The sequence below is a fragment of the Stenotrophomonas sp. RIT-551 genome (genome assembly GCF_026241915.1).
GTDB lineage: Bacteria > Pseudomonadota > Gammaproteobacteria > Xanthomonadales > Xanthomonadaceae > Stenotrophomonas > Stenotrophomonas bentonitica_A.
The window spans coordinates 86,134-106,666 of record NZ_JAPJIU010000008.1 but is presented as its reverse complement, the minus strand read 5'-3'; the positions used below and the strand labels follow the sequence as shown (position 1 = coordinate 106,666).

Annotated in this window: 17 protein-coding genes; 9 read left to right on the top strand and 8 right to left on the bottom strand. The window is 67.4% G+C overall.

Annotated elements, in window-relative coordinates; all coding sequences use genetic code 11:
* The first annotated feature begins 69 nt into the window (after positions 1-69).
* The 5 genes from ORK51_RS11585 (at position 70) to ORK51_RS11565 (ending at position 7,420) form a co-directional block, all read left to right on the top strand.
* Positions 70-1,113 carry a LacI family DNA-binding transcriptional regulator gene (locus tag ORK51_RS11585; protein ID WP_019182992.1) on the top strand — a complete coding sequence of 348 codons (1,044 nt, stop codon included), beginning with the start codon at positions 70-72 and terminating at the stop codon, positions 1,111-1,113.
* A 44-nt stretch (positions 1,114-1,157) separates the two neighbouring features.
* Positions 1,158-2,468 (top strand): L-fucose:H+ symporter permease, encoded by a 1,311-nt coding sequence (gene fucP, locus ORK51_RS11580; protein ID WP_019182991.1) that lies wholly within the window; start codon positions 1,158-1,160, stop codon positions 2,466-2,468.
* A gap of 7 nt (positions 2,469-2,475) precedes the next feature.
* Positions 2,476-3,471: a carbohydrate kinase family protein gene (locus tag ORK51_RS11575; RefSeq protein WP_266085000.1), complete on the top strand. Its 996-nt coding sequence runs from the start codon at positions 2,476-2,478 to the stop codon at positions 3,469-3,471.
* Positions 3,468-4,661: an AGE family epimerase/isomerase gene (locus ORK51_RS11570; RefSeq protein ID WP_266084999.1), complete on the top strand. Its 1,194-nt coding sequence runs from the start codon at positions 3,468-3,470 to the stop codon at positions 4,659-4,661. Before ORK51_RS11575 ends, ORK51_RS11570 begins: the two co-directional genes overlap by 4 nt.
* Before the next feature lie 119 nt (positions 4,662-4,780).
* On the top strand, positions 4,781-7,420 hold the full coding sequence (locus ORK51_RS11565; RefSeq protein ID WP_266084998.1) for a beta-mannosidase: 2,640 nt from the start codon (positions 4,781-4,783) through the stop codon (positions 7,418-7,420).
* A gap of 80 nt (positions 7,421-7,500) precedes the next feature.
* Here ORK51_RS11565 and mtnC read toward each other — a convergent pair whose 3' ends face one another.
* The 5 genes from mtnC to ORK51_RS11540 form a co-directional block, all read right to left on the bottom strand.
* Complete coding sequence (gene mtnC, locus ORK51_RS11560) at positions 7,501-8,199, bottom strand: acireductone synthase (protein WP_266084997.1); 699 nt, start codon at positions 8,197-8,199, stop codon at positions 7,501-7,503.
* A 3-nt stretch (positions 8,200-8,202) separates the two neighbouring features.
* Complete coding sequence (locus tag ORK51_RS11555) at positions 8,203-8,766, bottom strand: 1,2-dihydroxy-3-keto-5-methylthiopentene dioxygenase (protein ID WP_019182986.1); 564 nt, start codon at positions 8,764-8,766, stop codon at positions 8,203-8,205.
* A gap of 117 nt (positions 8,767-8,883) precedes the next feature.
* The gene (locus ORK51_RS11550; RefSeq protein WP_026069746.1) at positions 8,884-9,525 is read right to left on the bottom strand and encodes a methylthioribulose 1-phosphate dehydratase; all 642 of its coding nucleotides are present in this window, start codon (positions 9,523-9,525) and stop codon (positions 8,884-8,886) included.
* Between the two features lie 250 nt (positions 9,526-9,775).
* On the bottom strand, positions 9,776-11,203 hold the full coding sequence (locus ORK51_RS11545) for an amino acid permease (protein ID WP_070427279.1): 1,428 nt from the start codon (positions 11,201-11,203) through the stop codon (positions 9,776-9,778).
* A gap of 68 nt (positions 11,204-11,271) precedes the next feature.
* On the bottom strand, positions 11,272-12,750 hold the full coding sequence (locus ORK51_RS11540; RefSeq protein ID WP_046273457.1) for an amino acid permease: 1,479 nt from the start codon (positions 12,748-12,750) through the stop codon (positions 11,272-11,274).
* A 185-nt stretch (positions 12,751-12,935) separates the two neighbouring features.
* On the opposite strand from ORK51_RS11540, the gene ORK51_RS11535 reads away from it, so the two are divergent.
* Positions 12,936-13,520, top strand: a complete 585-nt coding sequence (locus tag ORK51_RS11535; protein WP_175440354.1) for an NUDIX hydrolase — start codon at positions 12,936-12,938, stop codon at positions 13,518-13,520.
* Here the strand turns inward: ORK51_RS11535 and serA are convergent.
* Positions 13,514-14,755, bottom strand: coding sequence for a phosphoglycerate dehydrogenase (gene serA, locus ORK51_RS11530; RefSeq protein ID WP_266084996.1), 1,242 nt, complete (start codon positions 14,753-14,755; stop codon positions 13,514-13,516). The genes ORK51_RS11535 and serA overlap by 7 nt on opposite strands.
* A gap of 220 nt (positions 14,756-14,975) precedes the next feature.
* On the opposite strand from serA, the gene ORK51_RS11525 reads away from it, so the two are divergent.
* The 3 genes from ORK51_RS11525 to ORK51_RS11515 all read left to right on the top strand — a co-directional run bounded on the left by ORK51_RS11525 (position 14,976) and on the right by ORK51_RS11515 (position 18,539).
* On the top strand, positions 14,976-16,364 hold the full coding sequence (locus ORK51_RS11525; RefSeq protein WP_266084995.1) for an FAD-binding oxidoreductase: 1,389 nt from the start codon (positions 14,976-14,978) through the stop codon (positions 16,362-16,364).
* A gap of 61 nt (positions 16,365-16,425) precedes the next feature.
* Positions 16,426-16,722 (top strand): DUF2388 domain-containing protein, encoded by a 297-nt coding sequence (locus ORK51_RS11520; protein ID WP_046273482.1) that lies wholly within the window; start codon positions 16,426-16,428, stop codon positions 16,720-16,722.
* Positions 16,722-18,539, top strand: a complete 1,818-nt coding sequence (locus tag ORK51_RS11515) for a DUF7844 domain-containing protein (protein ID WP_266084994.1) — start codon at positions 16,722-16,724, stop codon at positions 18,537-18,539. Before ORK51_RS11520 ends, ORK51_RS11515 begins: the two co-directional genes overlap by 1 nt.
* On the opposite strand, the gene ORK51_RS11510 is transcribed toward ORK51_RS11515, so the two are convergent.
* Both ORK51_RS11510 and ORK51_RS11505 read right to left on the bottom strand, forming a co-directional pair.
* A complete protein-coding gene (locus tag ORK51_RS11510) occupies positions 18,517-19,584 on the bottom strand; it encodes an ATP-binding protein (protein ID WP_266084993.1) in 1,068 nt (355 codons plus the stop codon). The two genes, ORK51_RS11515 and ORK51_RS11510, sit on opposite strands and share 23 nt — an antisense overlap.
* Entirely contained in the window at positions 19,584-20,333 is a 750-nt protein-coding gene (locus tag ORK51_RS11505; protein WP_266084992.1) for a response regulator, read from the bottom strand. The genes ORK51_RS11510 and ORK51_RS11505 overlap by 1 nt, the downstream gene beginning before the upstream one ends.
* Positions 20,334-20,533: the final 200 nt, after the last annotated feature.

The window sequence follows — 20,533 nt, the reverse complement described above, 5'->3', positions numbered from 1 at the left end:
ACGGGGCACGGACCGCTGGTCAATGCGATCGTTTAGGCTTGCACCTTGCTTGAGGAACCCGACGACCCGATGAAAGACAAGGCCACCCCCGCCGGCAAAGGCACGCGCGCGGTCACCGTGACCGACATCGCCGAAGCGATCGGCGTGTCGCGCGCGACCGTCTCGCTGGTGCTGCGTGGCAGCCCGCTGGTCAATGTCGACACCCGTGCCAAGGTGGAGGCCGAACTGCGGCGCCAGCGCTATGTCTACAACCGTGGCGCGGCCAATCTGCGCCGGCGTACTTCGTCCAGCGTGGCGCTGGTCATCAACGACCTGTCCAACCCGTTCTTCGCCGAGTTCGCCTCCGGGGTGGACGAAGCGCTGGGCGGCAAGGGCTTCGTGACCCTGCTTGGCAGCACCGGTGAATCGCCGGAGCGGCAGCAGGCGGTGCTGACCACGTTGATGGAGCACATGCCGGCCGGGCTGATCCTGTCGCCCGCCGAAGGCAGCGATGCCGGGCAGCTGCGCCAGGTGCTCGGGCACGCCAACGTGCTGCTGTTCAACCGCGAGCTGCCCGGTGCCGACTGGGACTTCCTGACCCTGGACAACCAGCAGGGTGCTTACCTGGCCACGCGTCATCTGATCGAGCAGGGCCACCGCCGTATCGCGTTCTATGGCGGTCATGCGGTGTCCAGTTCCTGCCATCAGCGCCGTACCGGCTATGCGCAGGCCCTGGTGGAAGCCGGCATGCCGGTGCAGCCGGAGTGGCTGATTGAAACCTCGCCCAGCCGCCTGGATGCGGCCGCGCGCACCGGCGAGCTGTTCGCGCTGGATGCCGTGCCGACCGCAGCGGTCTGCTACAACGACAGCGTCGCCTTGGGCCTAATGCTGGGCCTGGCGTCGCGTGGCGTGCAGCCGGGCCGCGATTTCGCGGTGACCGGTTTCGATGATATTTCCGAGGCCTCGGTGGCATCGCCGCCGCTGACCACGCTGACCGTCAACCCGCGCGAACGCGGGCGACAGGCCGCCGAACTGCTGCTGCTGCGTCTGGATCATCCCGACGCCGCACCGGCCCGTACCGTTGCACCGGTCCAGCTCCGCGTTCGCGAGAGCAGCGGCGCGATGACTGTCTGATGGTTCCCCCAATCACCTGCTCGCGCACTGAGGCGCGTACCTGAATGCCCATCTCTCCAACGCCCCGCCTCCCATCCTCATCCTCCGCCGCGCCCGTGGTGAACACGCGCGTTGCGCTGGCCGTGGCGACCACGATCTTCTTCATGTGGGGCTTCCTCACCTGCCTCAATGACATCCTGATCCCGCATCTGAAGGCCGTGTTCGATCTGACCTACGCCCGCGCGATGCTGGTGCAGTTCACCTTCTTCGGCGCGTACTTCCTGATGTCGGTGCCGGCCAGTCGCCTGGTCGCACGGCTGGGCTACAAGAACGGCATCGTGGCCGGCCTTGCCATCGCCGCAGTGGGCGCGCTCGGCTTCTGGCCCGCGGCCGAGCTGCGCGTGTATGAAGCCTTCCTGGGGGCGCTGTTCGTGCTGGCCACGGGTATCACCGTCCTGCAGGTGGCGGCCAACCCGTATGTGGCGCTGCTCGGTCCGGAACAGACGGCGTCGAGCCGACTGACCCTGGCCCAGGCGCTGAACTCGCTGGGGACCGCGATCGCGCCGATCTTCGGTGGCCTGCTCATCCTGGGCAACACCGTCAAGAGTGCGGACGAGATCAATGTGCTGCCGATGGCCGAACAGCTGGCCTATCGCACCCAGGAAGCCCAGTCGGTGCAGGGCCCGTATGTCGGCCTGGCAATCGCGCTGGTCCTGCTTGCCGTGTTCGTCTATCTGTTCCGCCTGCCGGCACTGAATGAGACGACCGAGCAGAACAGCGGCGACAAGCACACCCTGATGGAGGCGCTGCGTCACCGCCACGTCCGGTTCGGCGTGCTCGGCATTTTCTTCTACGTGGGTGCGGAAGTGGCGGTCGGCAGCGTGCTCGTGAACTACCTGTCGCTGCCGAACATCGGTGGCTTCAGCGAACAGCAGGCCACGCATTACGTCTCTGCCTACTGGACGATGGCGATGATCGGCCGCTTTGCCGGTTCGGCCATCATGACCCGCTTCTCGCCGCGCCTGCTGCTGACCCTGTTCGCCAGCATGAACGTGGCGCTGCTGGCGCTGACCATGCTCACCCAGGGGCAGGTGGCGTTGTACTCGGTGGTGGCGATCGGCCTGTTCAATTCGATCATGTTCCCGACGATCTTCGCGCTGAGCATCGAACGCCTGGGCACGCTGACCACCAAGGCGTCGAGCCTGCTGATCATGGCGATCGTCGGCGGGGCGCTGATCCCGGTCCTGCAGGGCAAGCTGGCCGACCATATCGGCCTGCAGCCGTCCTTCATCCTGCCGCTGCTGTGCTACGGCTACATCATCTTCTACGGCCTGTGGGGCTCGCGCCCGGCCGCTGGAATCCGCCAGGGAGCTTGAGGCCAAGATGTCCAAGATTGTTTGTTTCGGCGAGATTTTGATCGATCTACTTGCCCAGCCACCGGCCACCCCGGACACCCCGCGTGCCTTCCTGCAGTATGCCGGCGGTGCGCCCGCCAACGTCGCCGTTGCTGCGGCGAGGCTTGGTGCGGACACCCATTTCGCCGGCATGCTCGGCCAGGACATGTTCGGCGACTTTCTCGCCGAGAGCCTGGCCAGTGCCGGCGTGGCGACCGACTGCATCGTACGCACCGACGCGGCCAAGACCGCGCTGGCCTTCGTGGCACTGGATGCCAGCGGCGAACGCAGCTTCAGCTTCTACCGCCCGCCGGCGGCGGACCTGCTGTTCCGCAGTGCGCACTTCCATCCGAACTGCTTTGAAGGCACGCGCAGCTTCCATGTGTGCTCCAACAGCCTGACCGAGGCCGAGATCGCCGAGGCGACATTGGAGGGCATGCGCCGCGCGCGCCAGGCCGGTGCGATGGTCAGCCTCGACCTCAACCTGCGCCCGGCGCTGTGGCCGACCGGTGTCGACCCGCTGCCGCGGTTGTGGGAAGCGCTGTCGCTGGCCGATCTGGTCAAGCTTTCGCGCGAAGAACTCGAGTATCTGGCGATCTCGGTGCCGGGCGGTGACGCCGCCGTGGTCGCGCGTCTGCTCGCCGCGCAGGCGCAGGCGGTGGTGATCACCGATGGTGCCGCGCCGATCCGCTGGCATACCCGCCACGCCCACGGCGTACTCACCGGCTTCCGCGTCACCACGGTGGATTCCACTGCGGCGGGCGATGCCTTTGTCGGCGGGCTGCTGTTCGGCATCGGCGAGCGCGGTGGCGACGGGACGGGCTTTGCCGCCTTCTGCGAGGACCCCGCCGCGCTGGTGGAGGCGATCCGCTTCGGTGCGGCCGTCGGGGCGCTCGCGGTCACCCGCAAGGGCGCCTTCGCCGCGATGCCCAGCCGTGATGAAGTCCAGCACCTGCTCCAGCAACAACAGGATGACGCCGCATGACCACGCCGGTTCCGCCGACCCCCGATTTCCGCTCGCCCGCGTTCCTGCGCGCCCATATCGCGCAGACGATGGCGTTCTACCAGCCGCATGAAATCGACCCCAAGGGCGGTTTCTTCCATTACTACCGTGACGATGGCAGCGTCTACGACGCCAGCCATCGTCATCTGGTCAGCAGCACCCGGTTCGTGTTCAACCACGCGATGGCCTACCGCGAGTTCGGCAAGCCGGAGGACCTGGCCGCGGTCGAACACGGGCTCCGCTACCTGCGCGAAGTGCATCGCAACCCGGCGACCGGCGGTTACGCCTGGACGCTGCGCGATGGGGTGGTCGAAGATGCGACCAACCACTGTTACGGCGTGGCGTTCGTGCTGCTGGCCTACAGCTGCGCGCTGAAGGCCGGCATCAACGAGGCCCGTGCGTGGATGGACGAGACCTGGCAGCTGCTGGAGACGCGCTTCTGGGAGCCGGCGTTCGGCCTGTACAAGGACGAAGCCGACGCCGACTGGACCTTCAGCGATTACCGCGGCCAGAACGCCAACATGCACATGTGCGAAGCGATGCTGGCTGCATTCGAGGCCAGTGGCGAGCAGCGCTACCTGGAACGTACGCTGCTGCTGGCCGACCACATGACCCGCCGCCAGGCGGCGCAGGGCGACGGGCTGGTGTGGGAGCACTACGACACCCAGTGGCAGATCGACTGGAACTACAACCGCGACAATCCCAAGCATCTGTTCCGCCCCTGGGGTTTCCAGCCGGGCCATCAGACCGAGTGGGCCAAGCTGCTGCTGATCCTGGATCGCCACGTACAGGCCGACTGGCTCGTGCCGACCGCGCGGCATCTGTTCGATGTGGCGGTGGAACGCAGCTGGGACGCCGAACGCGGCGGGCTGTACTACGGGTTCGCCCCGGACGGCAGCGTGTGCGATGACGACAAGTACTTCTGGGTGCAGGCCGAATCGCTGGCCACCGCCGCGTTGCTGGCCAAGCGCACCGGCGACGCCGTGTACTGGGACTGGTACGACAAGCTGTGGTGCTACGCCTGGCAGCACATGATCGATCATCGCTACGGCGCCTGGTATCGCATCCTGGACGCGGACAACCGCAAGTACAGCGATGAGAAGAGCCCGGCCGGCAAGACCGACTACCACACCATGGGCGCGTGCTACGAAGTGCTCAACGTAGTGCGTTGAATCAGTAGCCGACCGTTGGTCGGCTGCACCAACCCGGTAGAGCCGACCGTTGGTCGGCTGCACCAACCCCGGTAGAGCCGACCGTTGGTCGGCTGCTCCCGCAGCCAGGCAGATCCCCCATGCGCACGCACAGCCATCTCCATGTCGTTGCACCGGCCTGCTGGCTGATGCTGGTCCTGCTGGCCGCCTGGGCACTGCCCGTGGCAGCCGCCCCGCTGGCGGCGGAGTGGTCATTCCGCCTGCTACCCGGTGACGCGCGCGGTGCCGCGCATCCTGGCCTGCAACAGTGGCGCCCGGCGCAGGTGCCCGGCGCCGTGCACACCGACCTGCTGGCGCAGGGGCAGATTCCGGATCCCTACGTCGGCGCCCCGGAGGCCGGCCTGCAGTGGATCGGCCTGGCCGATTGGGAGTACCGCGCACGGTTCGATGTGGATGCCGGCACGCTCGCCCGTGCGCATGCCGAGCTGGCGTTCGAAGGGCTGGACACCTTCGCCACGGCCACCCTCAACGGTCAGCCACTGCTGCAGGCCGACAACAGCCATCGCACCTGGCGGGCCCGGGTCGACGGGAAGCTGCGCGCGCGCGGCAATGAACTGCGCATCGTGCTGCGCTCGCCGATCCGCACCCTGCTGCCGGGCGTGCAGGCGATGCCGCACAAGATCGCCGGCAACTATCCCTCGCCCTATGGCGATGAGCCAAAAGACGCGATGGTCGGCAATTTCGTGCGCAAGCCTGGCTACCACTTCGGCTGGGACTGGGGCCCGCGATACGTGACCGCCGGCATCTGGCGCCCAGTGCGACTGGAGAGCTGGGACGCGCAGCGCCTGACCGCGCTGGCCGTGCAGACCCGCGCCCTGGATGCGACGCGGGCGGACCTTGAGGTTGCGGTGGAGGTGGAGAGTGCTGCCGTCGGCACTGCAGCGGTGCAGGTCGAGGTGCTGGATCCGGACGGCAAGCGCGTGGCGCGCATCGACCGCAAGGCCCTGCTCAAGGCCGGTGACAACCGGATCGTCATGCCGGTCGCGCTACCGCAGCCACGGCGCTGGTGGCCGGCCGGGCAGGGCGAGCAGGCGCGCTACAGCGTGCGCGCCACGCTGGCCCCTGGCACGACGGACGCGACCCGCATCGAGCAGCGCACCGGCCTTCGCACCGTCGAGCTGCGCCGGGAAGTGGACCGCAACGGCGGGCAGGGGTTCGCATTCGTGATCAACGGCGTGCCGATCTTCGCCAAGGGCGCCAACGTGATCCCGTTCGACATGTTCCCGGCGCGCGTGGACGCGGCGCGGATCCGGCGCGAGCTGACCGCTGCGCGCGATGCCAACATGAACATGCTGCGCAACTGGGGCGGCGGCTACTACGAAGATGACGTGTTCTTCGACATCGCCGACGAGCTCGGTCTGCTGGTCTGGCAGGACTTCATGTTCGGGGGCGGCATGCAGCCCGGCTACGATCCGGACTTCCGCGCGAACGTGGTCGCCGAGGCGCGCGACAACGTGCGGCGCCTGCGACATCACCCCAGCGTGGTGCTGTGGTGTGGCAACAACGAAGAAGAAACCGCGTGGAAGGACTGGGGCCACGGCCGCGACCTGACCGCTGCCGATCCCGCGTTCGCCGCGAAGGTCTGGCAGGGCTACGTGGACCTGTTCGGCAATGACCTGCGCCAGGTGGTGGCCGAGGAGGGCCTGGGCGTGCCGTACTGGTCGAGCTCGCCGAGCAACGACCTGGACGAGAAGGCCAACGATTCCACCCGAGGCGACAAGCACTACTGGCAGGTGTGGGGCAATCCGGCCCTGCCGGTCACCGCCTACCTGCACGAAACGCCGCGCTTCATGTCCGAGTACGGGCTGCAGGCCTGGCCGGTGATGCGCACGCTGGACGGCATCATTCCCGCCGCGGAACAGCAGGTGGACAGCCCGACGGTGCGCGCGCACCAGAAATTCATGGCAGGCGAGGGCAACCAGCGCCTGCTCAAGTACATCGAGGAGGAGTACGGCACGCCGCGCGACTTCCCGGCCTTCGTGTATCTGAGCCAGGTGATGCAGGCCGACGGCATCCAGCTCGCCGCGCTGCATCACCGCGCCTCCAGGCCGTACACGATGGGCTCGCTGTACTGGCAGCTCAACGATGTGTGGCCGGGCGCCTCGTGGTCCAGCATCGACTACGCCGGCCGCTGGAAAGCGCTGCACTTCCACGCCAAACGGTTCTTCGCCGACCACGCGGTGGCCGCATTGCGCGACGAAGGCGTGACCCGGGTGAGCCTGCTCAACGATCGTCAGCAGGGCCTGCAGGCGACGTGGCGGATGCGGGTGATGGATCTCGATGGCGCGCTGCGCAATGAGCAGCGGCATACCGTGGCACTGCCGCCGTTGTCCGCGCTGGAGGTGGGGCGATTCGCCGACGCGGACCTGTTGAAGGGCGCCGATCCCACCCGCACGGTGGCGGTCGTCGAGCTGTTCGATGGCGCCACGCTGTTGTCGCGGCAGGTGGTGTATTTCGCACCGGCCAAGGCGTTGGCGCTGTCACCTGCGAAGATCGACAGCACGTTGCGCGCGGACGGCGAGGGTGCCGTGCTGACCCTGCGTGCGCCGAAGCTGGTGCGTGCGCTGTGGATCGACTTCGACGGCGTGGATGCCACGCTGGACGACAACGCGCTGGACCTGGTGCCGGGCGAGACGGTCACGATCCGCCTGCGCAGTAAAGCGGACCTGCCGACCCTGCGCCGCACCCTCCGCCTCACCTCGCTGGCCGACGCAAGGTAGAGCGACCCCATGGGTGGCTGGCGCGGTGCCGGCATCGCGCCAAACGCAGCCACGCATGGCGTGGCTACCGATGGGGGGTCTTACAGCCTGATCTGCTGGAAATTCTCGACGCGGTCGTGGCCGTGGGTGGCCTCACCGCTGCGCGGCAGCGGGTAGTCGTCCAGGCGATCCAGCAGACGGGTCTGCAGGCCGGCGTCGCGCGCGGCATCCAGCTCTTCGACCACGTCGGACAGGAACAGGATCTGCCCGGCCGGCACGCCGATCGCCGCGACGATGTGGCGGTAGCTGTCCGCCTCACGCTTGCCGCCAACCTCGGTGTCGAACCAGCCCGAGACCAGCCCGGTCAGATCGCCGGCTTCGCTGAAGCCGAAGAACAGCTTCTGCGACGGCACCGAGCCGGAGGAATACACGTACAGCGGCTTGCCCTCGGCATGCCAGCCCTTCAGCACGGCGGCCACTTCGGGATAGAAGTGCGCCTTGTAGTCGCCATTGCGGTAGCCGGCTTCCCAGATCATGCCCTGCAGCGCCTTGAGCGCGGTGTGCTTGCGGTCCTGGTCGATCCAGCCCTGCAGCGTCTCCACGATCAGGCTGTCCTGGCAGGCGCCGCCGATCTCGACCGCCACCGCATCCAGCCAGCGGCGCACCTGCGGCTCGTGGCCATGCGCGGCGACGAACGCCGGCAGCGCCTTGCGCGCATACGGGAACAGCACGTTCTTGACGAACGAAATGCTGCTGGTGGTGCCCTCGATATCGGTGAGGATGACGGTCGGATGCGGCATGGATCAGTCGGCCTGGTGCTGTGCGGGGTGGTAACGCGGGAAGGTCTGGGCAATGTCACTGCCGGTGAAATGGCCGACCCAGCCATCCGGCTCGGTGAAGAAGCGGATCGCCACGAAGCTCGGCTCCTCGCCCATGTCGAACCAGTGCGTGATGCCATCGGGCACGGCGATCAGATCGTTCTTCACGCACTCGATCTCGTAGACCTTGCCATCCACGTGCAGGGTGAACAGCCCCGAGCCGGCGACGAAGAAGCGGACTTCATCTTCCTTGTGGAAGTGCTCGTCCAGGAACTTCTTGCGCAGTTCGGCGCGGTTGGGGTTGTCCGGCGCGATCGAGGCGACATCCACACTCTTGAAACCGTGCTTGGCGACCAGCCGGTCGATGTCGACCTTGTAGGCGGCGAATACCTCGTCCTGGCTGGCGCCCGGTGCGACCTCATGGGCCGCCTGCCAGCGCTCGAAGGTCACGCCGATCGGGGTCAGTTCGGCTGCGATCGCCTCGCCATCCCGGCTGTCGAACAGCGGGACATCCGGGGCGGTGTCATCAAATATGCGGAGTCGGCTCATGGCGGCGGCATCGAGGCGAAGAGGGAAAGGAAAGGGTACCAGTGCGGCGCCGGGGTGGGGGCGACGCACTGATGCCGATGCGCGGAATACAGATTCTCTTCAGGAATCTGAGCGCGATCAGCCGCGCAGCTTGCGCAGCTCCAGCTCACAGTGGAGCAGGAATTCGAAGGCTTCCATATGGCGGCGTGCCTCGGCCATGGTGCGGCCCCAGGCATACAGGCCGTGGCCATCGATCAGGTAGCCCCACAGCGGCTGGGTGTCGAGCAGGGCATCGACCTGGGCCGAGAGCACATCCATGTCCTGGGTGTTGGCGAACACCGGCACATCGACCGCCATCTCGTGGGTGCTGTTGCCGTGGAAGGCCTTGAGCAGCTCGTAGCCTTCCAGGCGGATATGGCCCTGCGGCGCATACAGCCGCGAGGCGATGGTCTGCACCGGCGAATGGGTGTGCAGTACGCAGCCGATCTCCGGGAAGCGGCGATACAGCTGGGTGTGCAGCAACGTCTCGGCAGACGGGCGCAGCGGCCGGCCGACGGCCTTGCCGTCGAAATCGACCACCATGATGTCGTCCTCCACCAGCCGGCCCTTGTCCTTGCCGGACACGGTGATCGCGGCATGGCGGTCATCCAGGCGGTGGGAGAAGTTGCTGCTGGTCGCCGGGGTCCAGCCGGCGTGGGCCAGCTCGCGGACGTTGTCGATCAGCAGCTGGGCCAGCTCGCTCAGGCGCGCGGTGTCGTACGGGAAGGTGGGGGTGCTCATGCCGGTCATTTTAGCTAGGTCAAACGCTAAAAGCAGGTTTGTCGACTGGGCCGGACGGGGTGGGGCTTGCGGGGGGACGCCGCAAGTACGTCCCTGTAGGCTTATGTCGCCGCATCCATGCGGCTCATAATAAGCCTCCATGGATGGATTCACGGCGTCCCACCGCGAACCCATGCCACCCGCCAAACCGACCGAAACAGGAGAGCTGACGCTTCGGCCGGTGCTTCGGCCGTTGGCTTAGGCGTGATCCTTAATTCCCGCGCAGCCGGCTATGGCGATACCCATAACCGAAGTAGATCGCGAAACCGCCCAGCGTCCAGAAGCCCATCAGCATCCAGTTGTGGGCCGTCATCGCGGTCAGCAGCGCGATGCAGCTCAGCACGCCCAGACTGCAGATCAGCCACGCCATCGGCATCCGGAACGGACGCGGCAGGTCCGGCTGAGTGCGGCGCAGGATCAGCACGCCGGCGCAGACCGCCGCGAACGCGATCAGCGTGCCCATCGAGGTCAGCTCGCCCAGAACGTCCAGCGGGAACACCGCCGCCAGCAGCGCGATGCCGATGCCGGTGATCACGGTGTTGATGTGCGGCGTGCGGTACGTGGGGTGGATCTTGGTGAACAGCGGCGGCAGCAGCCCGTCGCGGCCCATGATCATGAAGATGCGCGGCTGCGCGATCACCATCACCAGCACCACCGAGGACAGCCCGATCAGCGCGCCGATCTCCACGACCACGCGCAACCAGCCCAGCTGCGGATGCGCGGCCACCGCGGTCACCACCGGCTCATCGGTACCCAGCAGCTGGTACGGCACCAGCCCGGTCATTACCGCGGCCATGGCGATGTACAGCACGGTGCAGATCACCAGCGAGAGCAGCATGCCGATCGGCATGTCGCGCTGCGGCTTGTGCGATTCCTGCGCGGCCACGGACACCGCCTCGAAACCGATATAGGCGAAGAAGACCATCGCGGCACCGCGCAGCACGCCGTCGAAGCCGTACTTGCCCGGGCCTTCGTTGTCCGGAATGAACGGGGTCCAGTTCGCCGGATCCACATACTTCCAGCCCACCACGATCACCAGCAGGATCAGCGCGGTCTTGAGCACCACCATGGCCATGTTCATGGCCGAGGACTTGCTGATGCCCACGTAGCACAGCCAGGTCAGCAGCAGCACCAGCACGGCGGCCGGGATGTTGGCGATCGCGCCGGTCGGGCGCAGCTGGCCATCCAGCGGCGCGCTGACCAGCGCGGCGGGTAGATGGATATCGAAATGGCTGAGCAGGCTCAGGAAATAGCCGGTCCAGCTGACCGCCACCGCCGAGGCGGAGACGCCATATTCCAGCACCAGCATCCAGCCGATGAACCAGGCCGAGAGCTCGCCGAACGTGGCATAGGTATAGGTGTAGGCGCTGCCGGAGACCGGCACCATCGCCGCGAATTCGGCATAGGCCATCGCGCAGAACGCGCAGCAGATCGCGGCCAGCACGAACGACAGCATGATCGCCGGGCCGGCATGGTTGGCTGCGGCCTGGCCGGTGATCACGAAGATGCCGCCGCCGATCACCGCACCGATGCCCAGCGCGGTCAGGCCCCACGGGCCGAGGGTACGGCGCAGGCTCAGGCCATTGGCGTCTTCATGGGCGGCGTGCGGATGCTTGGTGGCCCACAGTTGCTTGAACATGGTTTGGATTTCTTCTCAGGCGCGATGTAACAAACGACCGGGCCGGCACTGGGCCGGCCCGGTAGCACTCAGGCGGACTTCTTGTTCAGCTTGCTGTGGCGGATGCCGTAGCCGAAGTAGATGCACAGGCCCAGCAGGGTCCAGGCCACGAACAGGTGCCAATGCACCACGAACGCCTGGTAGAACAGGAACAGACAGGCCAGTGCACCCAGCGGGCAGATCACCCACACCAGCGGCACGCGGAACGGACGCTCCAGTTCCGGGCGCGTGTAGCGCAGGATCAGCACGCCGATGCAGACCGTGGCAAAGGCCAGCAGGGTACCCATCGAAACCAGTTCGCCCAGCACGTTCAGCGGTACGGTACCGGCAAGCGTGGCGGCGATGACGCCGACCACGATCGTGCTCCAGTACGGTGTGCGGAAGCGCTTGTGGACCTTGCCGAAGATCTTCGGCAGCAGGCCGTCGCGGGAGATCGTGTAGGCGATGCGGGTCTGGCCCATCATCATCACCAGCACCACCGAGGAGAGGCCGGCGATCGCGCCGATTTCCACGGCGGTTTTCAGCCAGGACAGGGTCGGGTAGGGCTCCAGCGCGGTGGCGACCGGCTTGTCCGTGCCCAGCAGGTGGTACGGCATCATGCCGGTAAGCACCGCGCAGACAATGATGTACACGATGGTGCACACGGCCAGCGAGCCGAGCAGGCCGATCGGCATGTTGCGCTGCGGGTCCTTGGTTTCACCAGCGGCCGTGGAGACCGCATCGAAGCCGATGTAGGCGAAGAACACGATGGTCGCCGCGCGGAACACGCCGCTCCAGCCGAACTCGCCGGGCACGCCGGTGTTCTCCGGAATGAACGGGGTCCAGTTGGACGGGTCCAGATGCGCGGCGCCGAAGCCGATGAACAGGCAGATCACGGTGACCTTGATCGCCACGATGATCGCGTTGACGAAGGCCGACTGGGTCACGCCGACGTACAGCAGGCCCGAGACGGCCGCCACGATCAGCACTGCGGGCAGGTTGAACAGCTTGCCCGAGGCAATGAACTCGTGGCCGGTCCATGCGATCGGCGCGGCGCTGAGCGCGTCGGGGAATGGCATGTTCAGCGTGGTGGTGATGAAGCTGATCAGGTACGCCGACCAGCCCACCGCGACCGAAGCCGAGGCGAACAGGTATTCCAGCACCAGGCACCAGCCGATGAACCAGGCCATGCCTTCGCCGAGGGTGGCGTACGAATAGGAGTAGGCGCTGCCGGACACCGGCATCATCGCCGCGAATTCGGCGTAGCACAGGCCGGCCAGCGCGCAGGCAAAGCCGGCGAATACGAACGACAGCATCACCGCCGGGCCGGCATGGTTCGCCGCCGCCTGGCCGGTAAGCACGAAGATACCCGCACCGATCACCGCACCGATGCCAAGCAGGATGAGGTGTTTCGCTGTGAGGGTCCGTTTCAGTGTGGGCTCGCCATCCAGGCTGCCTTCGATGGGCTCGCCAGCATCGACGTGCGGTGCCGGTGCGACCGGTTTGACCCTCAACAGAGACTTCAGCATGCAGTGCTTCCCTAAAAGAACAAAGGTGAGGCGCGCGGTACATTGCCGCACGCCCTGATGGCGACTGGGCGCCCCAGCGGTGCGGGGCCCGCTGTACCTTAGCCAAAGCTGAAGCCGCTGTACAAGCACAAATGCAGCATGGCCGAGCGATAATCGGCCAAATCCGCACGATGCCTGCTCCCGCCATGTCGCTGAACCCCGAATCCGTTGCCATTCCTGACGCTGCACTGCGCAGTCAGCTTGATGCCTACGCCCGCCGCCACCCGGATCAAGCCGCACTGGCTGACGAATTCAGCACACTCCTGGACGATCCCCTGAATCCCTTCCTGCGGGAACGGCTGGCCGGCCACTTCACCGGCAGCGCCTGGCTGGTCAGCGCCGACGGGCAGCGGGTCCTGCTGACCCACCACCGCAAGCTGGACCGCTGGCTGCAACTGGGCGGCCACGCCGATGGCGAGCGCGATCTGGCCCAGGTGGCGCTGAAGGAGGCCGAGGAGGAATCCGGGCTGACCGCGCTGGTGCTGGAGGATGGCGAACTGTTCGACATCGACAAGCACTGGATCCCGGAACGCAAGGACGTGCCGGGGCACTGGCACTACGACGCCCGTTACGTGGTGCGGGCGCTGGGCAGCGAGCAGTTCGCGATCAGCGAAGAATCACTGGCGCTGGCCTGGCGCGAGATCCGTGACGTGGCCAACGCGGCGATCGAGACCCCCGATGGGGATGATTCGCTGCCGCGCATGGCCAAGCGCTGGCTGACCCGTCAATAAAGAACGCGGGTGCGCAGGGTGCCCGGGATGGCCGCCAGCTCCTCGCGCACCGCGCCGGCCTGCGCTTCGCTGGCGGTGATGTCGATCACCACGTAGCCGACCTTGGGGTCGGTGCGCAGGAACTGGCCGTCGATGTTGACGTTGTGGCGCGAGAAGATCTCGTTGACCTTGGAGAGCACGCCCGGCACGTTCTGGTGGATGTGCAGCAGGCGCAGGCTCTCGGCATGCTCGGGCAGGGTCACTTCCGGGAAGTTGACCGCCGACAGGGTGCTGCCGTTGTCGCTGTAGCGCACCAGTTTGGCCGCCACTTCCACGCCGATGTTGTCCTGCGCTTCCAGCGTGCTGCCGCCCACGTGGGGGGTCAGGATCACATTGTCGTGCGCGGTCAGCGGCGAGACGAAGGCATCGCCGTTGCCCTTGGGCTCGACCGGGAACACGTCCACCGCCGCGCCGCCGAGATGGCCTGAACGCAGCGCCGCATCCAGCGCGTCGATGTCGACCACGGTGCCGCGCGCGGCATTGATCAGGTGCGCGCCAAGGCGCATCCGGGCCAGTTCATCGGCGCCGATCATCCACTGGGTGGCCGGGGTCTCGGGCACATGCACGGTGACGATGTCCGCACGTGCCAGCAGGTCGTCCAGGCTGATCGCCGCCCGGGCATTGCCCAGCGACAGCTTGGTTTCGACATCATGGAAGATCACCTGCATGCCCATCGCTTCGGCCATCACGCCGACCTGGGTGCCGATGTGGCCGTAGCCGATGATGCCCAGCGTCTTGCCGCGCACCTCATGGCTGCCGGCGGCCGACTTGGACCAGCCGCCGCGATGGCATTCGGCGTTCTTCTGCGGGATGCCACGGGTGAGCATGATCGCCTCGGCGATCACCAGCTCGGCCACGCTGCGGGTGTTGGAGTAGGGCGCGTTGAACACCGGGATGCCGGCCAGTTCCGCCGCCTCCAGGTCCACCTGGTTGGTGCCGATGCAGAAGCAGCCGACCGCCATCAGGCGCTTGGCATGTACCAGGACGTCCGCGCTGAGCTGCGTGCGCGAGCGGATGCCGACGATGTGGGCCTCGGCGATGCGTGCCTTGAGCTCGTCTTCAGGCAGCGCCTTGCTGTGCAGTTCGATCTGCGAATAGCCGGCCGCGGTGAACACGTCGATCGCGGTCTGGCTGACCCCCTCGAGCAACAGTACGCGGATATCCTGCTTCGGGAACGAGGTCTTTTTCGGCGACATGGGCGGCGTGCGACGTGTGGCGGCGGGAGCCCTCAACTATGCCAGAAGCGGGCGGCGATGGTGCGGTGCGCCAATCGGTGGCGAAACGGTTTCAGATGCACCTATTTCCGGTGTGCGCCCTGGGGATCGCCACAGGCGCCGGCACCCGGGGCTCCGCTACTGGACGCGGCCCGTGGTGGCTGGCAGGCTTGCGGGCTCCCCCGGCACCGCCAGACGCCCCATGACCGATCCGCGCCTTGATTCGCTCCTGCACGACTGCCCCGGGCTGCGCCTGAAGACCGACCCGGCCGATCTGGAGCACTACGGCCGAGACTGGACCCGGCGCTGGGTGCCGGCACCGCTGGCGATCGCACTGCCGGGAACGGTCGATGAGGTGCAGGCGATCCTGCGCTGGGCGAGCGCCCAACACGTCGCCGTGGTGCCCTCCGGCGGCCGTACCGGCCTGTCCGGTGGCGCGGTGGCGGCGCACGGCGAGCTGGTGCTCAGCCTGGAGCGCATGAACAAGCCGCTGGCCTTCGATGCGGTCGACCGCACCCTGACCGTGCAGGCCGGCATGGCGCTGGAGGCGGTGCACAACGCCGCGCTCGAACACGGGCTGATCTACCCGGTGGATTTCGCTGCGCGCGGTTCCTGCTCGATCGGTGGCAACATCGCCACCAATGCCGGCGGCATCCGGGTGATCCGCTATGGCAACACGCGCGAGTGGATCGCCGGGCTGAAGGTGGTGACCATGGCCGGTGAGCTGGTCGAGCTCAACAAGGGCCTGATCAAGAATTCCAGCGGCTACGATTTCCGTCAGCTGCTGATCGGCTCGGAAGGCACGCTCGGCGTGATCGTCGAAGCCACCCTGAAGCTCACCGATCCGCCGCCGGCCAGCAACGTGATGCTGCTGGCGCTGCCCTCGTTCGAGGTGCTGATGCAGGTGTTCGCCGCGTTCCGCGAGCGGCTGCAGCTGCAGGCGTTCGAGTTCTTCACCGACCGCGCGCTCGAGCATGTGCTGGCGCATGGGGCGCAGGCACCGTTCGCTGAGGTCTACCCGTATTACGTGGTCACCGAGTTCGCGGCCGGCGATGAGGTCCAGGAAGCGGCGGCCATGGCGGCGTTCGAAGACTGCATGGAGCATGGCTGGGTCAGCGATGGCGTGGTCAGCCAGAGCGATGCGCAGGCTGCGCAGCTGTGGCGCCTGCGCGAGGGCATCACCGAGGCGGTGGCGCGCTACAAGCCCTACAAGAACGATGTCTCGGTGCGCATCTCGGCCATGCCGGCCTTCCTTGCCGAAACCCAGGCGCTGATCGGGCAGGCGTACCCGCAGTTCGAGGTGGTCTGGTTCGGGCACATCGGCGACGGCAACCTGCACATCAATGTGCTCAAGCCTGACGATACCGCCGATACGGAGTTCCTGACCCAGTGCGAGCACGTCACCAAACTGCTCGCCGGTGTGCTGAGCCGTTTCGATGGCAGCATCTCGGCCGAGCACGGCATCGGCCTGGTCAAGAAGGGCTACCTGGACAGCACGCGCAGTGCGCCGGAAATCGCCCTGATGAAGGCGGTCAAACGCGCGTTTGATCCCCAAGCGCTGCTGAATCCGGGCAAGGTTTTCGACCTCTGAGGCAAGACAGGATTTCACGCAGCCTATACGCTCTGTGTTTTCCACCGCGAACGACACCCCGATGATGCGTCCGATCCTGCTCCTTGCCGTGCTCGCCCTGCCGTTGTCGGCGATGGCCTCCAGTTTTGCCGGCAGCTCCGCCGGTTCCGCCTCCGGCGCGTCGTCGGCCGGTTCGTCCAGCTCCGGCGACGACAAGATCGTGATCGACGCCCGCGACGACGCGGCTGCCTTCGTGGCCAGCGATGGCGCCATCCGCGGTGCACGCCTGGAAGCGGCGCTGCTGCACCTGCGCGAGCAGAGTGTCGCGCAGCAGCAGGCCAGTGACATGGCATTGGCCAGGACGCTGCTGGCCCGCTGATGCACCCGTCCGGTCAGGTCCGCCGCTGGCGCTGGGCGGTCCTGGTCGCATGGCTTGCCGCGCCATGGGCGCACGCGGCACTCACGTTGGAGCTGCAGCCGCAGGGACTGGATCCGGCGCAGATCGTCGCGGCCGAGCGTACCCTGCAGCAGGTGCGCGGCCGCTTGCCGCCGCAGTGGCAGGCGCGGTTCCAGCACCCGGTGCAGGTGCGCTGGTCGGACACGCTCCCCGCGCACGTGCATGGCCGCGCCCGCAACGGGGCGATCACCCTGCAGCGCGCCTTGCTCGACACCGTGAAAGACGATCAACCGCTGCCGCGCCCGCTCGAGGCCGCGCTGATCCATGAACTGACCCACGTACTGGACCGTTCGCCGCAGGGCGGTTGGTCGCGCGATGCGCGGCTGCGCGATCTGGCCGGGTGGCAGCGGCGACCTTGGAAATTTGGCCGTACCGCCAATGCCTTCAGCGGGCGCAGCCCCGACGACTATGAGCGCGCACGCCCCGCGGAATTCCTGGCGGTGAATGCCGAGCACCTGCTGCTCGATCCCGATTACGCCTGTCGTCGGCCCGCGGTGGCCGCGTGGTTCGCCGAGCATCTCGGGCCGATGGGCCACACCGTGGCCTGCGACAGCCGCCTGCCGTTGATGCAGGCCGAGGAAGACGCGGGCGCGGCGAGCCTGCTGGAACTGGACCCGGCCCGGATCTACGCCGTCGACTACCTGCTTGCCGAAGGCAACGAGCAGCTGATGAGCCGCTGGGGCCACAGCATGCTGCGGCTGGTGATCTGCGCACCGGGCCGGCCGCGCGGGCCGGCGTGCCGGATGGACCTGTCCCATCACCGCGTGCTGTCCTACCGCGCCTTCGTTGGCGATGTGCAGATCTCCAGCTGGCGCGGGCTGACCGGTTCCTATCCCTCGCGCTTGTTCGTGCTGCCGCTCAACCAGGTCATCAACGAGTACACCCAGCTCGAGCTGCGCGGCCTGTCTTCGGTGCCGCTGGCGCTGGATGACCAGGACATCGCCGGCCTGCTCGAGCGTGTTGCGCAGGTGCACTGGAGCTATGACGGCCGCTATCTGTTCGTCAGCAACAACTGCGCGGTGGAGACCGGCAAGCTGCTGCAGGAAGGCGTGCCACGCCTTGCTTCGCCCGGGTTGAACCGGATCACCCCGCGCGGATTGCTGACCCGGCTGGAGCGCCAGGGCGTGGCTGATGCCAGCGTGCTGGCCGATCGCGCGCAGGCGACGCGCCAGGGTTACTACTTCGCTTCGGCCGCAGACCATTACCAGCAGCTGTTCGATGTCGCCCGGCGGCAGCTGCCGCTGGGCACGGCAACGGTAGGCGACTGGTTGCGGCAGCCTGCCAGCGCCCGGTCACGCTGGGTGGAGCAGGGCGACCTGCGCGCCACCTCTGCCTTGCTGCTGCTGGAGCAGGCGGCGCTGCACCGTGAGGAGCTGCGCGCGCGCGATGCCCTGAAACGGCTGCTCGGCCATCCGCGCCCTGGCGATGCCGCGGCGCGCGACACGCTGCGCGCGTTGCTCGAGGACACCGGGCAGCTGGTCAGTCCGGCCGCCTTGGTAAGCCGTGGCGGCTACGGGCTGCCATTGGCCGGGGAGCGCGTGCAGGCTGCGGCGGCGGCGGCGCAGCTGAGCGCCCAGGGCGTCCCGGCCTGGAAGGCGCTGCAGGCGCAGTTGAAGCAGCGCCTGCCGGCCGCACAGCAACGCGAACTGGCCACGATCGACCGCAATCTGGCCCGGCTCGGCACGCGGATGCGCGAGCTGGCCCTCCAGGACGCTGCTACTGCCGCGGCAGCTCGATGACGAAACGTGCGCCGCCCAGGGTGCTGGCGCTGCAGGCGACCTGGCCGCCATGCGCATCGGCGATCGCCTTGACCACCGCCAAGCCCAGCCCGCTGCCGCCGCGCTGACGCGAGCGCGAACCATCGCCGCGCAGGAAGGGATCGAAGATCTGCTCGCGCAGCGCCGCATCGATGCCGGGGCCTTCGTCATCGATGGCGATCTGGACATGGGAAGCGGTGTCGTGCACCGCGATGCGCACCCGGCCCGGCGTCGCATAGCGGCGTGCATTCTCCAGCAGTGCCATCAATGCCTGCCGCACGCGGGTCGGGTCGCAATGTGCGGGATGCTCCTCGCGTGAGGTCTCCAGTTCCAGCACGAAGCCGCTGCTGCGGAAACCCGGATCCACCAGGGTCATCACCGTGTGCACTTCCTGCACCACATCGCTGCGGGCGCGGCGCATGTCCAGGCGGGCGCTGTCGGCCAGGCTGAGCACACGCAGGTCCTCGATCAGCCGCGACAGCCCCTCCACCTGCGCCAGCAGGCTGCGGAACTGGCCTTGGTCCGGGGCGAATACCCCTTCGGCCAGGCCCTGCAGGCGGCCGCGCAGGATGGTGACCGGCGTGCGCAGTTCATGCGCGATCGCCGCGTGCCACATCACCCGGTCGGCCTCGATGTTCTGCAGCCGGCGCGCCATGGCGTTGAAGTCGTCCACCAGCAGCGCCACTTCGCCCAGCGAGCGGTCACTCACTGCCGCGCGTGCACCCAGGTCGCCATCGGCCAGCCGCCCGATGCTGTCCACCACCGCGTTGAGCGGGGTCAGGATGCGCTGGGACAGGCGCACGGACGCGGCGACCGCCAGCGTCAACCCGATCAGGGTCACGCCCACCATCCAGACCAGTTCCGGGCCACTGGGCACCCAGCTGACCGGTTCGTCCACGCCGCCCGGGTAAAACGCCACCAGCACCGCATAGAGCAGGTAGGAGCTGAGGATCACCATCACGATGACCGCCAGCACCATCATCGACATCGACACCACGATGTGCCGGCTCAGGCCCGAGCGGCGCATCAGTGGTCCGCCGCCAGCCGGTACCCGACGCCGCGCACGCTGGCCGGCACGTTCGCCAGGCCGACATCGTCAAGTTTGCGGCGCAGCTTGCTGACGTGGCTGTCCACGGTGCGCTCCAACGCTTCGCTTTCCGGCAGGCACTCATGCATGAGTTCGCTGCGGCTGAAAATGCGCATCGGTGCCAGCGCCATGCAGTGCAGCAGCTTGAATTCGGTCAGGGTCAGCAGCAGCTCGTGGCTGTAGCCGTCGCCTTCGACATGCACCGTGTGGTGCTCCGGATCGATCACCAGGCTGCCCACCCGCAGGATCTCCGGCGCACTCTGGCGCGCGGCGTTCAAGGTGCGCCGCAGTACCGCGCGCACCCGCGCGGCCACCTCGGCCGGGTTGAACGGCTTGACCACGTAATCGTCCGCGCCCATTCGCAGCGCGGTGAGCTTGTCCAGGTCCTGGTCCAGCGCGGTCAACATGATCACCGGCGTGTCGCCGCGCTGGCGCAGTGTGTTGAGCACGGTCCAGCCATCCATGCCCGGCATCTGCACGTCGAGCAGGACCAGGTCCGGGCGTGCGCTGCGGTGCAGGGAAAGGGCAGTGAGGCCATCCTGCGCGCGCAGTGTGCGCAGGCCTTCGCGGGCCAGGTAGGCCGCGACGATGTCGGCGATCTCGGGTTCGTCCTCGACGATCAGGACCAGGGCATTGAGCGAATGATCCCAGCGCGCGGTCGAGGCGCCGGGTAGATCGGAGGCAGGCATGCAGGGCAAAGCCGGAAGGTGCTTGGGCTCCATCGTATCTCCACACTTCCTCCATCGAAACCCCACCGAGGCCGCGCAGACTGCCGCCATCGTGATTTCGGCCGGTGTTCCGGCAGCTGTGCAGATGAAGAGCAGGAAGACGCATGCCGCCCTGGTGGCGGCAATCCAGACGCTGGGCGTGCGCGCCAGCGGGCCGCGAC